This is a genomic window from Bradyrhizobium sp. (assembly GCF_030646015.1).
In the GTDB taxonomy this organism is placed as follows: Bacteria; Pseudomonadota; Alphaproteobacteria; order Rhizobiales; family Xanthobacteraceae; genus Bradyrhizobium.
Genome location: NZ_JAUSLT010000158.1, coordinates 1 through 11,882 on the forward strand (window position 1 = coordinate 1; position 11,882 = coordinate 11,882).

General features: G+C 64.2%; 17 protein-coding genes. 9 read left to right on the forward strand and 8 right to left on the reverse strand.

Annotation, left to right across the window (positions count from 1 at the left end; genetic code table 11):
• From Q7T45_RS23585 to Q7T45_RS23595, 3 genes are all read right to left on the reverse strand, one after another.
• Nucleotides 1-925 (reverse strand): hemolysin family protein (locus tag Q7T45_RS23585; RefSeq protein WP_304874017.1); only part of this gene is annotated, 925 nt, incomplete at its 3' end.
• Between the two features lie 56 nt (nt 926-981).
• Nucleotides 982-2,130: a 3-dehydroquinate synthase gene (gene aroB, locus Q7T45_RS23590; RefSeq protein ID WP_304874019.1), complete on the reverse strand. Its 1,149-nt coding sequence runs from the start codon at nt 2,128-2,130 to the stop codon at nt 982-984.
• Complete coding sequence (locus Q7T45_RS23595) at nt 2,127-2,753, reverse strand: shikimate kinase (protein ID WP_304874020.1); 627 nt, start codon at nt 2,751-2,753, stop codon at nt 2,127-2,129. Before Q7T45_RS23595 ends, aroB begins: the two co-directional genes overlap by 4 nt.
• Before the next feature lie 156 nt (nt 2,754-2,909).
• On the opposite strand from Q7T45_RS23595, the gene Q7T45_RS23600 reads away from it, so the two are divergent.
• Nucleotides 2,910-3,056, forward strand: coding sequence for a histidine kinase (locus Q7T45_RS23600; protein ID WP_304874021.1), 147 nt, complete (start codon nt 2,910-2,912; stop codon nt 3,054-3,056).
• A gap of 16 nt (nt 3,057-3,072) precedes the next feature.
• Entirely contained in the window at nt 3,073-4,029 is a 957-nt protein-coding gene (gene xerD / locus Q7T45_RS23605) for a site-specific tyrosine recombinase XerD (protein ID WP_304874022.1), read from the forward strand.
• Between the two features lie 77 nt (nt 4,030-4,106).
• Here the strand turns inward: xerD and Q7T45_RS23610 are convergent, their stop codons facing one another.
• A complete protein-coding gene (locus Q7T45_RS23610) occupies nt 4,107-5,192 on the reverse strand; it encodes an AbrB family transcriptional regulator (protein ID WP_304874023.1) in 1,086 nt (361 codons plus the stop codon).
• Between the two features lie 211 nt (nt 5,193-5,403).
• Between Q7T45_RS23610 and Q7T45_RS23615 the strand changes: the two genes are divergently transcribed.
• Nucleotides 5,404-5,892 carry a hypothetical protein gene (locus Q7T45_RS23615; protein WP_304874025.1) on the forward strand — a complete coding sequence of 163 codons (489 nt, stop codon included), beginning with the start codon at nt 5,404-5,406 and terminating at the stop codon, nt 5,890-5,892.
• 47 nt (nt 5,893-5,939) lie between these two features.
• On the opposite strand, the gene Q7T45_RS23620 is transcribed toward Q7T45_RS23615, so the two are convergent.
• Nucleotides 5,940-6,497 (reverse strand): TetR/AcrR family transcriptional regulator, encoded by a 558-nt coding sequence (locus tag Q7T45_RS23620; RefSeq protein WP_304874026.1) that lies wholly within the window; start codon nt 6,495-6,497, stop codon nt 5,940-5,942.
• A 95-nt stretch (nt 6,498-6,592) separates the two neighbouring features.
• On the opposite strand from Q7T45_RS23620, the gene Q7T45_RS23625 reads away from it, so the two are divergent.
• The 4 genes from Q7T45_RS23625 (at nt 6,593) to Q7T45_RS23640 (ending at nt 9,051) form a co-directional block, all read left to right on the forward strand.
• Nucleotides 6,593-7,027: a thioesterase family protein gene (locus tag Q7T45_RS23625; protein WP_304874027.1), complete on the forward strand. Its 435-nt coding sequence runs from the start codon at nt 6,593-6,595 to the stop codon at nt 7,025-7,027.
• Nucleotides 7,028-7,029: 2 nt separating this feature from the next.
• Nucleotides 7,030-7,479, forward strand: a complete 450-nt coding sequence (locus tag Q7T45_RS23630) for a PaaI family thioesterase (protein ID WP_304874028.1) — start codon at nt 7,030-7,032, stop codon at nt 7,477-7,479.
• Between the two features lie 77 nt (nt 7,480-7,556).
• The gene (locus Q7T45_RS23635; protein WP_304874030.1) at nt 7,557-8,336 is read left to right on the forward strand and encodes a sulfite exporter TauE/SafE family protein; all 780 of its coding nucleotides are present in this window, start codon (nt 7,557-7,559) and stop codon (nt 8,334-8,336) included.
• A 43-nt stretch (nt 8,337-8,379) separates the two neighbouring features.
• Nucleotides 8,380-9,051, forward strand: a complete 672-nt coding sequence (locus Q7T45_RS23640) for a DsbA family protein (RefSeq protein ID WP_304874032.1) — start codon at nt 8,380-8,382, stop codon at nt 9,049-9,051.
• A 64-nt stretch (nt 9,052-9,115) separates the two neighbouring features.
• Here the strand turns inward: Q7T45_RS23640 and Q7T45_RS23645 are convergent, their stop codons facing one another.
• Nucleotides 9,116-9,322, reverse strand: coding sequence for a hypothetical protein (locus Q7T45_RS23645; protein ID WP_304739957.1), 207 nt, complete (start codon nt 9,320-9,322; stop codon nt 9,116-9,118).
• A gap of 80 nt (nt 9,323-9,402) precedes the next feature.
• On the opposite strand from Q7T45_RS23645, the gene Q7T45_RS23650 reads away from it, so the two are divergent.
• Complete coding sequence (locus Q7T45_RS23650) at nt 9,403-9,789, forward strand: hypothetical protein (RefSeq protein ID WP_304874034.1); 387 nt, start codon at nt 9,403-9,405, stop codon at nt 9,787-9,789.
• The gene (locus tag Q7T45_RS23655) at nt 9,773-10,438 is read left to right on the forward strand and encodes a nucleotidyl transferase AbiEii/AbiGii toxin family protein (RefSeq protein ID WP_304874035.1); all 666 of its coding nucleotides are present in this window, start codon (nt 9,773-9,775) and stop codon (nt 10,436-10,438) included. The genes Q7T45_RS23650 and Q7T45_RS23655 overlap by 17 nt, the downstream gene beginning before the upstream one ends.
• A 53-nt stretch (nt 10,439-10,491) precedes the next feature.
• Here Q7T45_RS23655 and Q7T45_RS23660 read toward each other — a convergent pair whose 3' ends face one another.
• Nucleotides 10,492-11,565, reverse strand: a complete 1,074-nt coding sequence (locus Q7T45_RS23660; RefSeq protein ID WP_304874036.1) for a phospholipase — start codon at nt 11,563-11,565, stop codon at nt 10,492-10,494.
• A 17-nt stretch (nt 11,566-11,582) separates the two neighbouring features.
• A partial coding sequence (locus tag Q7T45_RS23665; protein ID WP_304874037.1) for a PDZ domain-containing protein occupies nt 11,583-11,882 on the reverse strand: 300 nt, incomplete at its 5' end.

Below are 11,882 nucleotides of genomic sequence, written 5' to 3' on the forward strand. Positions count from 1 at the left end.
AGGCCTTGAGTTGCTCGGACAGCGGCCGCATCTCGGGCACGAACCACGGCGGCAAGGCGATCGCGGCGACATTGACCTTGGAGATGTCCCCGTCAGCCTTGCGGATGGCTCGAAGCAGATCCTTGGCGTGCAACACGCCGATGATGTTCTCGGGCTTCTCGCGCCATAGCGGAATGCGGGTGTATTCCGCTTCGAGTATTCCCTGGATGACAGTATCGGGCGGCCCGTCGGCGTTGACACTGACCATTTTGGTGCGATGGACCATCACATCGGACACAGCCAGGTCGCCAAACCGGAAAACATTCTGGATATATTCGGCCTCGCCAATCTCCATTTTGCCGTGCTCGGCGGATTCGCCCACCAGCCCTTCGATCTCGGAATCTGTGAGGATTTCATTCTGCGAGGATTCCTGCACGCCGAGCAGGCGCAGAATCGCACGCGACGCGCCGTTGAGCAGCCAGTTCAGCGGATAGAAGACGAGATAAGACACGTAGAGCGGATAGGCGATCCATTGCGACACCGGCACCGGTTCGCGAATGGCCAGGGTCTTCGGGACTTGTTCCCCGATCACGATATGCAGCGAGGAAAACACCAGGAAGCCGACCATAAACGAGGTGAAATGACGCGCCGAGTCGGACATCCCGAGCGGAACCAGCACCGGCTCCAGCAGCGCCGATACCGTCGGCTCGCCCACCCAGCCGAGGCCGAGCGAAGCCATCGTGATGCCGAGCTGGCAACACGCCAGATAGGCCTCGATGTTGCCGAGCATTTGCTGCAGCAAGCGCGCGGCGAAGCGGTTCTGCTCCACCATCGCGTTGATGCGAAAGCCCCGGCTCTTCACCAGCGCGAACTCCGCGGCCACGTAGAAGGCGTTGGCCGCGAGCAGGAAGATGGCGAGCAGCAGATTGACGATCGTCTCGGTCATTGCGGTCCTGTGAGGCCGGTGTCAGGCTCGATACGGTCGGCAGAGAATGAAGAGAATCAAGGTTTGCGCGCGAGTCTTTCGGCCAGAAATTCGCGAACCCGCGAAGGCTCGACGTCGTTGGCAATCACGGCGCGACCGACGGCCTCGAGCAGGATGAAGGTGAGGCGGCCGCGCTTGACCTTCTTGTCCTGCGCCATCAGCGCCATCAGCGCGTCGGCATCGGCGAGGCCCTCCTGGGTAAATCCGGCGATGTCCTGCAAATGGGTCGGCAGACCCACTTCGGCAAGGTGATGCACGACGCGCGCCGCCGAGGATTCCGGGATCATGCCGAGCCTGGCGGAAAATTCCGCCGCCAGCACCATGCCGACGGCAACGCCTTCGCCATGGAACAGCCGGTCGGAGAAACCGGTCGCAGCCTCCAGCGCATGCCCGAACGTATGGCCGAGATTGAGCAGCGCGCGCTCGCCGTTTTCGCGTTCGTCCCGCGCCACGATCGCGGCCTTGGCGCGGCAGGAGGTGGCGATGGCATGTTCGCGCGCCGCACCGCCCTTGAAAATATCGGTGTGATTGGCCTCCAGCCAGGTGAAGAACGCTTCGTCGCCGAGCACGCCGTATTTGGCGACCTCGGCGTAGCCGGCGCGGAACTGGCGCGGCGACAGCGTATCGAGCACCGCGGTGTCGGCGATCACCAGCACCGGCTGGTGAAACGCACCGAGCAGGTTCTTGCCCTGCGGCGAATTGATCCCGGTCTTGCCGCCTACGGAGGAATCGACCTGCGCCAGCAGCGAGGTCGGCACCTGCACGAAATCGACGCCGCGGCGCAGGATCGCCGCCGCGAAGCCGGCGAGATCGCCGACCACGCCGCCGCCGAGCGCGATCACCAGGTCGTTGCGCTCGATCCTGGCCGCGATCAGCGCTTCCGAGACCTGGGCGAGACCGGCATAGGTTTTGGAGCCTTCACCCTCATCCACGACGATCCGCGACGAGGCGACGCCGGCCTCCGACAGCGAAGCCTCGGTTTGTTCCAACCAGTATTTTGCGACCGTGCGATCCGTCACGATGGCGGTGCGAGCGCCAGGCAATAATGCGGCAACGCGCTTTCCAAGGGATTGCAGCACGTCGCGGCCGATGACGATGTCATAGGTGCGATCGCCGAGCGCGACGTCGACGATGACCGAATCGGAATGCTTCAGCGGCGCGGTCATGGTGTGGCACTCAATGCGTTGGAGGTCTGCCTGGACCCGTCGCCGCACAACCAGGCATGCAAGGCATCGAGACATTCGTCGACGATTCGTTCGTGCGGCACGTCGCGCGACCAGATCGTCAGATCGGCGCGTTGATACATCGGCTCGCGTTCCTCGATCAGGCGCCCGACGGTCGCTGCCGGATCGGCGGTCTGCAGCAGCGGGCGATCGGCGCGGCGCTTGACCCGCTTCATGATGATATCGGCATCGGCCTTGAGCCAGAGCGAGACCGCCTTGTCGCGGATGCGGTTGCGGGTTTCCTCGCGCATGAAGGCGCCGCCGCCGGTGGCGATCACGGCGGGACCGCCGTCGAGCAGCCGCGCGATTACCCTCGCCTCGCCATCGCGGAAATGCGGCTCGCCATGGGTTTCGAAAATGTCGGGGATCGACATCCCGGCGGCGGCCTCGATCTCGACATCGGCGTCGAGGAACGGCAAATGCAGCCGCGCCGACAGCCGCCGTCCGATGGTGGACTTGCCGGCCCCCATCATGCCGACCAGCACGACCGAGCGCGTTCCCAGCGCCGAAATGATTTCGGCCTCCTGGGAGGTGCCGGCGCCGGACGGTGTGGCGGTCTCGGGCATCAAATTGCTCATTTCGCCGCGGATGGCGGCGTTCCGCGCCACCTATACTACCCCCGCCGATCCCGTTGCCAGAGACTCTTGCAACGGAGGGGCGAACATGTTGGTAGTCGGGTCCCCGATGATTTCAATGGTTAATTCGCCGCCTGAGGCTCCCGGATGCCCAGCCTGTTCCGCTTTCTGACGGTCGTCGCCATCATCGGCGGAATCGTCTATGGCGTGGTTTTCGCGCTGGCGAATTTCGTCAATCCGAAACCCCGGGAAATGACCGTCACCATCCCGGCGGACAGATTCCTCAAGAAATAGGCGCTAGGGTGGGCGGATGCGCTCCAAAACCTCAGATGCCAAGCTGATCAACCTGTTCCTCGACATGCTCGCGGCGGAACAGGGCGCCGGCGACAACACGCTGGACGCCTACCGCGGCGATCTCACGGATTTCCAGGGGTTCCTGGCCGGCAGCGGCCAGGGCTTTGCCGACGTCGAAACCGAGGCGCTGCGCCACTATCTCGCCGACCTCGATTCCCGCGGCTTCAAATCCACCACCGTGGCGCGCCGGCTCTCGGCGCTGCGGCACCTGTTTCGTTTCCTGCTCAACGAGCGGATCCGCAGCGACGATCCCGCCGCCGTCCTGTCCGGCCCGAAGCGCGGCCGCGGCCTGCCCAAGGTGCTCTCGATATCAGACGTGGACCGGATGCTGGCGCGCGCCAAGGAACTCACGCAGGCGCCGGAAACCTCTGCGCCGCAGCGGCTTCGCGCGCTGCGACTATATTGCCTGCTGGAGGTGCTGTACGCCACCGGCCTGCGGGTATCGGAACTGGTGGCGCTGCCGCGCTCGGCGGCGCAGCGCAATGCCAGCATGATCGTGGTGCGCGGCAAGGGCGACAAGGAACGGCTGGTGCCGCTGAACGAGGCGTCGCGGCAAGCGATGGCGGATTATCTCGCCGCGACGGATGCGCTGAAGACCGAGAAGAAGAAAAACGCCGCCAACTCGAAATGGCTGTTCCCCTCATTCGGCGAGAGCGGGCATCTTACCCGGCAGCATTTCGCCCGCGATCTGAAAGAACTCGCGGCGGCAGCCGGGCTGGCGCCGCGGCTGGTCTCGCCTCATGTGCTGCGTCATGCGTTTGCAAGCCATCTGCTGCACAATGGCGCGGACTTGCGCATCGTGCAGACGCTGCTCGGCCATACCGACATCTCGACCACGCAGATCTACACCCATGTGGTGGAGGAGCGGCTGAAGAGCCTGGTGCGCGACCTGCATCCGCTGGCGGAGAAGTAGGGAAACATCGTCCCGAGCAGCGCGCGATTGCCTTATCCTCCCTCTAAGGGGAGGGTGAAGTACCCCCGCTTTCTTTTCTAATCGTCGACATCTTCCTGCGGGCGTCCGAACAAATGGACGATCCCCGGCGTCGTGATCGAGACGAACACAAACCGCGACAGATGATGCGCGCCGACGAAGATCGGGTCGATGTGCAAGGTCAGCGCCAGCGCCAGCATGGCGTCCATCGCGCCCGGGGCGAAGGCCACGATGATGTCGCCGACCCGTACATTGGTGGTGAGCGCGATCACCGCGACGAAGACCGCGGAGATGATGATGGCGATCGCGAACGATCCGAGCGCGGCATGGACATGGCTGAGCAGGGTCTTTGTCTTCATCCGCGCAAAGCGGGTGCCGATCACGGCGCCGATGCCGACCAGCGCCACGTTGCGCAGCCAGTCCGGCAAGGCGCCCTCGATCACCCCGGTGCCGTGCAGCAGGCTCGATCCGATCATCGCGCCGAACATCCAGCTCGCCGGAAATTTCAACAGTCGCAGGATCAGCGCCGCCGCGACCGAGGCCGCGATCAGGCCGGCGAGTTCGAGCGGCGAGGCGACAGCGGCCGCCACGGAAGGTGGGGACGACGAGGCGATCCCGGTCACCGCCAGCAGCAGCGGCAGCGCGGCGGTGAGGATGATGACGCGCATGGTCTGCACCACCGCGATCGCCGGTACGTCGGCGCCCTTCTCGGCGGCCAGCATGGTGATCTGCGACAGCGCGCCGGGGCTTCCCGCCAGCAGCGCCGAGGTCTGGTCCCAGCCATGATAACGCTGCAGATAGAAACTGCTGCCGAAGGTCGAGCAGAACGTCGCGAGTGCCAAGAGCGCGATGGTGAGGGGATAGGCGCCCATATTGTGCAGCATCTGCTGCGACACCAGCGAGCCCAGCGAGATTCCGAGCAGCAGCAGCACCGCCTGGGTCAGGATCGGGGGCATGCTGAGCGGCCGTCCTGCGATCGCGGCGATGCCGACCGCGATCATGGCGCCGGAGATCAGCCCGCCCGGCAGATGGGCGAACAGAAACAGCGCGCCGCCGGCGATGCCGATCGCGAGCGTCTCAATCACGTTGAGGATTTTGCCGCGGCGGGCAAACGCCGCTGCCAACGATGGGGGGATAAGGCTCACGCCGCCTTATGGCAAATCCGGACCTCGGGGACAAATGCGCTCGTGCGACCGCAGCAATGCGCTTTGTCCTGCGCAATTTCGTCTGCAAGATTTCTGCACGCATCGTACTCGCAAAACCCTGACCGAACCCTCAACCCGCACATTGTCACACGCTTCGGTTGCGCTAGGATGAGGGCCTCACATCGTCATGTCCTTAAGGGGAGAACCAAGGATGACCTTTCGAGCAAAGTTATTGTGCGCGGTTGCCGTGTCGGCCTTCGCGGCGTTCGCGGTGACATCGCCGGCGCAGGCGCTGACTCCGCAGGAATGCAGCGCGAAATACCAGGCTGCCAAGACCGCCGGTACCCTCGGCGACCAGAAGTGGAACGATTTCCGCAAGGCCCAATGCGGTGCGGACGCCACGGCCGCGCCGGCTGCAACGCCTGCCGCCGCACCGGCTGCGCCGAAGGAAGCGGCGGCGAAACCGAAGTCGAAGAAGGGCGGCGAAACCGCCGCGGCGCCGGCAACGCCCGCCGGCCCGGCCGTGTTTCCCTCCGCCGTGGACCCGAAATATTCCAAGGAAACCGCCGGCAAGGCGCGGATGCACACCTGCGCCGACCAATGGAAGGCCAACAAGGCTGCCAACACCACCGGCGGCCTGCAATGGATCCAGAAGGGCGGCGGCTACTGGAGCGAATGCAACAAGAAGCTGAAGGCCTGAGCCCTGTCGAGAACAACGCGGCCGGCCGGTGCTTCGGTCGGTCGCGTTCAGGCGGAATCGTCCAGCAGCTTTTCGGCCGATTGGGCGATCAGCTGCGCCCGCTTGCGCGGGCCGCGTTCGAGAAACAACAGGCTCTGGCCGAAGATGAAGCAGTAGAACAGGAAGGCCCGCGCGTCGGCGGCCTCGGGCGCGAGCCCGGTGGCGCGGTAGAGGTGGCCGACATTGCTCAGCCTGTTGGCGTCGACGCTGGCGACCGCGCTGGCTGCGGCCTCGTCGGACCGGGCCCATTGCCGGATCGCGAGTTCGACCGCCATGCCCTCGGTGTTCATGCGCTCGGAATAGAGCCGGATCAGCGCCCGTAGCCGGTCGCGTGCGGTGGCGCCGTCGAGGCTGGTCTGCTGCTCGATCGCGGCAATGCGCCCGGCGCTCCAGCTCTGCAGCATGCCGTTGAGCAGCGCGGCGCGATCCCTGAAACGCCGGTAGAATCCGCCTTTTGTCACGCCGAGGTTTTTCGCGAGAACCTCGACCCGCACCCCCTCGACCCCGGATCGCGCCAGTTCGGCGAGGCCAGCCTCGATCCAGGTGTCGCCCTTGTCGCCGCTCATCCGTTGCCTCACCGATTCTTGATACGGTACCGTATTGCTACCCCGGGGAGGTGCTGATACGCTACCGTATCAAGAATCGAAAGCGGGAGGATGCGATGGAAACCGGGGCGACCTATCGCGGCACGGTCTATCCGTGGCAGTGCGACCATGTCGGCCACATGAACATCATGTGGTATGTCGGCAAGTTCGACGAGGCCAACTGGAATCTGTTCGCGCGGATCGGGTTGACGCCGAGTTATCTGCGCCAGTCCGGCCGCGGCATGGCGGGGGTGCAGCAGAACATCAGCTACATCAAGGAATTGTTCGCCGGCGACATCGTCGAGGTCACCAGCACGCTGCTGGAGATCCGCGAGAAATCCATCCGCTTCCTGCATGAGATGCGCAACGCCGAAACCGGTGAGGTTGCCGCAACCTGCGAGATCACCGCCGTTCACCTGGACCGCCAGGCGCACAAATCCATGCCGTTCGAGGAGATGATCCGCAGGACCGCCGCCAAGCAGCTCGCCCTTCCCGAGCCGCTCGGCGCCTGACCATGCTGCGCTTCGAGCCGAAAAATCCGGACTATCGCGAGATCGCGACCGCGACCTTCGAGCGGCAGCAGGCGATGCGCAATCTCGGCATTTCCATCGCCAGCATCGAGCCGGGCGAAGTCGAGCTGTCGATGCCATATTCGCCCGACTGGACCCAGCAGAACGGCTTCGTTCATGCCGGCATCATCACGGCGGGACTCGATACCGCCTGCGGCATCGCCGCGTTCACGCTGATGTCGGCGGGGTCCGACATCCTCACCGTGGAATTCAAGACCAATTTGCTGGCGCCGGCACAGGGCGAACGGTTTGTGTTCCGCGCCACGGTGATAAAACCCGGCCGCACACTGACGGTCTGTGAGGCCCGGGCGTTCGCCGACCGTGATGGCGTCGAAAGCCTGATCGCGACCATGACGGGGACGCTGATGGCGCTGCAGCGGCGGGAGGCCAGCTGATCGCCATTGCAGTTATTATGCTGCCGGCGTAGGGATTTGGAGAAACTCCTTTCAGGATTCCCGAGGTTGCCAGCCTAATGATCTCCGAGATGCAGGGCGTGCTGGGACTGGCGTCGGGCGCGCTGGTCGGGTTTTCGCTGGGGCTGGTCGGCGGCGGCGGATCGATCCTCGCGGTGCCCTTGATGGTCTACGTGGTCGGCGTGCCCGACGCCCATGTGGCGATCGGCACCAGCGCCATCGCGGTGGCCGCCAATGCCGCGGTCAACCTGTCGAATCATGCGCGGGGCGGCACGGTGGTATGGTCGTGTGCGCTGCCGTTCGCGGCGGCGGGCATCGCAGGCGCGTTTGCGGGCTCGATCCTCGGCAAGATGGTGGACGGACAAAAATTGCTGGCGCTGTTCGCGCTGCTGATGCTGGTGATTGCCGTCCTGATGCTGAAGACGCGGTCGCGGATCGGTCTGCCCGATGTGCAGATGACGCTGGCCAATACGCCCGCCATTCTCGGTCTTGGGCTCGCGACCGGAACGCTGTCCGGCTTCTTCGGCATCGGCGGCGGGTTCCTGATCGTGCCGGCGCTGATGCTGGCGACGGGAATGCCGATCATGAACGCGGTCTCCTCGTCGCTGGTCGCGGTGACGGCGTTCGGCCTGACGACCGCTGCCAGTTACGCCTGGTCCGGCCTGATCTCGTGGGGACTCGCCGGATTGTTCGTGGCGGGCGGCATTGCCGGCGGATTGATCGGCACCCGCTCGGCGCGACTGCTGTCGGAACGGCGCGGCGCGCTCAACATCGTGTTTGCCGCTGTCATTATTGCGGTGGCGCTCTATATGCTGGCGCGTAACTTATCCCTATCTTGAGCGTAGATTAAGAATGCAGCGCGATGCGGCCGGGAGACTTCATATGAACACATCGATCGATCGGGCCCGGCCCTGGCCCGCGCCGACCCGGCGTCAGGCGCTTGGCGTGCTCGGAGCCGGCGCGATCATGCTCGGCGTGGCGCCGGGATCGGCGCTGGCGCAAGGCGACGAAAAGGTGCTGACGGAAGCCCTGGTGCTGCGCGATCCTGAGATTCCGGTGGTCGGAAATCCCGATGGCGATGTCACGATTGTCGAATATTTCGACTATAATTGCCCGTATTGCCGCAAGGTCGCCCCCGAGCTCCGGCAAGTGGTGCAGGACGACGGCAAGGTTCGCCTGGTGCACAAGGACTGGCCGATTCTCGGCGAAGCCTCGGTGATCGCTGCCAGGATGGCGCTGGCCAGCAAATACCAGGACAAATACATCCAGGCGCATGACGCGCTGATTGGCGTCGCCTCGAAATTGACCGCGCCGCGCATCCGCGAGCTGCTCGCCGGCGCTGGCATCGACCTCGATCGCGCCGATCGTGACCTCGCCGCCAATGCCAAGGCGATCGACGCCATCATCAAGCGCAACGGCGATCAGGCGGTGGCCTTCGGGTTCAAGGGCACGCCGTCCTTCATCGTCGGCAAATTCCGGGTGCCGGGCGTCCTGACCATGGCGCAGTTCGATCAGGCCATCGCCGATGCACGCAAGGCGGCGGCGCAGAAGTAGCGGCAGCAAAAACGCCCTCGTCAGAGACGAGAGCGTTTGGCATTCTGTGAGAGATTGGCTTCGATTACTTCGACGACAGCTTGACCCAGCCGTCCTGTGCACGATTCTTCAGCCCGTTCCATTCGGTCGCCGCGACGTCCCAGTTGACGATGGTTCGATTGGCCGAAGCCGCCTGGCCGTTCGCAACCGTCGAGGTCGACGACGAATCGTACACGTAGATTCCGGCGGTCAGCAGCAGCGCCCCCAAAATCATTCCCAGAAACACGCGCATGGCTAATCCTCCAATGACAACGGACAACGTTGCCAGGGTGGGATGGTTCCCTCCTGCCCTCATCCGAAACGGGAGTGTGGGTGAGGATCGCGTACGAAGAGATATGGGCAGTTGTGGAAAACGGACACCAAATCGGGTATTATGGCTCCATGATAACAAACGATACTTCAAAGGAAACGATAGCGGAATTCGGCCGCAAATACTTGTGGTGGGAGCCGGTCGGAGATCAGCCCCATTCCGAAGATCGGATTATCGCTCAAACGATGAATCTTGGGACATACGACGATATCCTTCTGCTGGAGCAGACGGTCGGCCGGCCGCGTTTGGTAGAAATCATGCTGCATGCCGAACCGGGCTGGATCAATGACCGCTCGTGGGAATTCTGGCGCGGCCGGTTGTCCTTGGCCACCGGTGCGGCGATCCCGAACGGGACACCGCGGAGAGCATTTCATGCCGCAATGCCTTGAGCCGAAGCTCGACGCTCTCCCGGCTGCGCAGAAGGAAATCTGGACCAGTCTGGCACCCGCTGCCGACCTCAATTTCGTTCTCTACGGCGGGACCGCGATTGCACTTCACCTCGGTCATCGCGAGTCGGTGGATTTTGACTTTTTTCGATCAAGCCCGCTCGACAAGGATGAGATACGCGCGAAGTTTCAATTTGTTCGCGGGGCTATTGTCTTGCAGGACACACCAGACACGCTGGTGGTCCTCGCCAAAATGCAATCCGGGACGGTGAAGATTTCGTTCTTCGGCAATATCGATTTCGGCCGTGTCAATGATCCGCTGCAGACCTGCGATGGCACATTGCTGGTCGCATCTCTCGACGATCTGATGGCGACCAAGCTGAAGGCGGCGCTGGATCGAGCCGAAGCCAAGGATTATCGGGACATCGCCGAGATGATTTCAGCAGGCGTGTCTCTGCCGGCCGGCTTGAGCGCTTTCAAGCAGATGTTCGATGGTGAACCAGCGCAAGTTCTGCGCGCTATCGGCTATTTCGACGATGGAGACCTGAATACGCTAAGTACTGCCGATCGGGACGTCCTGTGTGACGCGCGGGATCGAATTGGCCAGTTGCCAGAGATGCACCTGAAGTCGGGCACTCTGGCCGGACGTTGAAGCAGGTCGATGGACGGTACGTCTCCGCTGTCTCAACCGCGATAGTCTGATCGTCAGAATTCCCCGCCCAGCCACTTCAATATCTCCGCATTGATCTCGCGTGGATAGGTATGGCTGAGATCGTCGAGTTCGCGGTAGGTGACGTCGGCGCCAGCCACCGAGAGCAGATCGCGGGTCTGCCGCGCCACCTGCACCGGGAACATCCAGTCGAGCCTGCCGTGCACGAGATGGACCGGCAGGCCGCGCAACCGGTCGGCATCGGCCATCTCGGCCATCAGCGGGTGGAAGGTGGCGGACACCGGCGCGAGGTGGGTGAAGGGTGAGGCGCTCTCGAGTCCGCTGACGTAGCAGAAGGTGCCGCCGTCGCTCATCCCGGTCAGCAACAGTCTTGCGGGGTCGACGTTCCAGCGCGCCTGCACGGATGTGAGGATGTGGGCGAGGTTGGGAGAATCGGTGTCTTCCCCCATCAGGGCCCAGGTGGTGCCGGTCGCGGTCGGTGCGACCAGGATCGCGCCATGGCTGCGCGCGTCGCGCAGCCAGCTCCACAAAAAGCCCCGGCCATTGCCGCTGCCGCCATGCAGCGCCATCACCAGCGGCCAGGCGCGCTCGGGCGTGTAATATTCCGGCACATAGAGCGAATAGCCGCCGCGGCTGCCGGGCTCGTTGTGGTCGTGAAGGATGCCGGTGTTATCGTTGGCCGGCTGCGCCAGCCGCGCCAGCAGGCCGGCGTCCTCGCGGAACGCGGGATCGAGGAAGAACCCGGAGACCGGCGGCAGTTTCGCGGCAAGCGGATACAGCGCCTCCTGCGCACGCGGGACGTGGCGCAGCGCGCGAAACACTGCAATCAGGTCGCCATTGCCTTGCTGTACCGCGCGCAATCCCCCGAACGCCGCCAGCGCCGCAGCGCTCGCGGTCTCCAGCGGTACGCGCAGATGCGCGAATTGCTCCGGCCATTCCGCAAGCCGCGCAAGGACCGCCTGCAACGCCTGGTCCGGGGTATCAGCGGCTTCCATCACGCGGCCGAAATCCGGCGGGTTGAGGTGGCGCGCTATGAAAGAGAGCGCCTCGAGCGACTGCAGCAACGGCGGAAGCACGGCCACGATGTCATCGACCACCGTCTCGCTCATCGCGCGCGTCCTCGCGTTCAGTGCAGCCGCGGCGCTTTCAACAGCTTGGCGCGATCGGTCGAGGTCAGCACCACGTCGAAGGTGACGCCTTCATGGTAGACCGTGAGCGGCACGTCGACGCCGGCGGCGCCGAGCGACCAGAGTTTCCGGTAGAATCCGATCTGACTCGAAATCTTCTCGCCGGAGACGGCCAGGATGACGTCGCCGGCCTTGAGTTCGGCGCGCGCCGCGGGCCCTCTGCCGGCGATGCCGACCACCACGACCCTGTTCTCGATCTCGTGGGTGTACATCCCGAGCCAGGGCCGCGCCGGCTTGTT

Bases quoted from the DNA above. Each gene is read 5' to 3' on its own strand.
- Q7T45_RS23600 (WP_304874021.1), top strand. From the start codon at position 2,910: ATGCCCAGCCTGTTCCGCTTTCTGACGGTCGTCGCCATCATCGGCGGA.
- Q7T45_RS23635 (WP_304874030.1), top strand. From the start codon at position 7,557: ATGATCTCCGAGATGCAGGGCGTGCTGGGACTGGCGTCGGGCGCGCTG.
- Q7T45_RS23615 (WP_304874025.1), top strand. From the start codon at position 5,404: ATGACCTTTCGAGCAAAGTTATTGTGCGCGGTTGCCGTGTCGGCCTTC.
- Q7T45_RS23625 (WP_304874027.1), top strand. From the start codon at position 6,593: ATGGAAACCGGGGCGACCTATCGCGGCACGGTCTATCCGTGGCAGTGC.
- Q7T45_RS23630 (WP_304874028.1), top strand. From the start codon at position 7,030: ATGCTGCGCTTCGAGCCGAAAAATCCGGACTATCGCGAGATCGCGACC.
- Q7T45_RS23660 (WP_304874036.1), bottom strand. From the start codon at position 11,565: ATGAGCGAGACGGTGGTCGATGACATCGTGGCCGTGCTTCCGCCGTTG.
- Q7T45_RS23655 (WP_304874035.1), top strand. From the start codon at position 9,773: ATGCCGCAATGCCTTGAGCCGAAGCTCGACGCTCTCCCGGCTGCGCAG.
- xerD (WP_304874022.1), top strand. From the start codon at position 3,073: ATGCGCTCCAAAACCTCAGATGCCAAGCTGATCAACCTGTTCCTCGAC.
- Q7T45_RS23595 (WP_304874020.1), bottom strand. From the start codon at position 2,753: ATGCCCGAGACCGCCACACCGTCCGGCGCCGGCACCTCCCAGGAGGCC.
- Q7T45_RS23645 (WP_304739957.1), bottom strand. From the start codon at position 9,322: ATGCGCGTGTTTCTGGGAATGATTTTGGGGGCGCTGCTGCTGACCGCC.
- aroB (WP_304874019.1), bottom strand. From the start codon at position 2,130: ATGACCGCGCCGCTGAAGCATTCCGATTCGGTCATCGTCGACGTCGCG.
- Q7T45_RS23640 (WP_304874032.1), top strand. From the start codon at position 8,380: ATGAACACATCGATCGATCGGGCCCGGCCCTGGCCCGCGCCGACCCGG.
- Q7T45_RS23620 (WP_304874026.1), bottom strand. From the start codon at position 6,497: ATGAGCGGCGACAAGGGCGACACCTGGATCGAGGCTGGCCTCGCCGAA.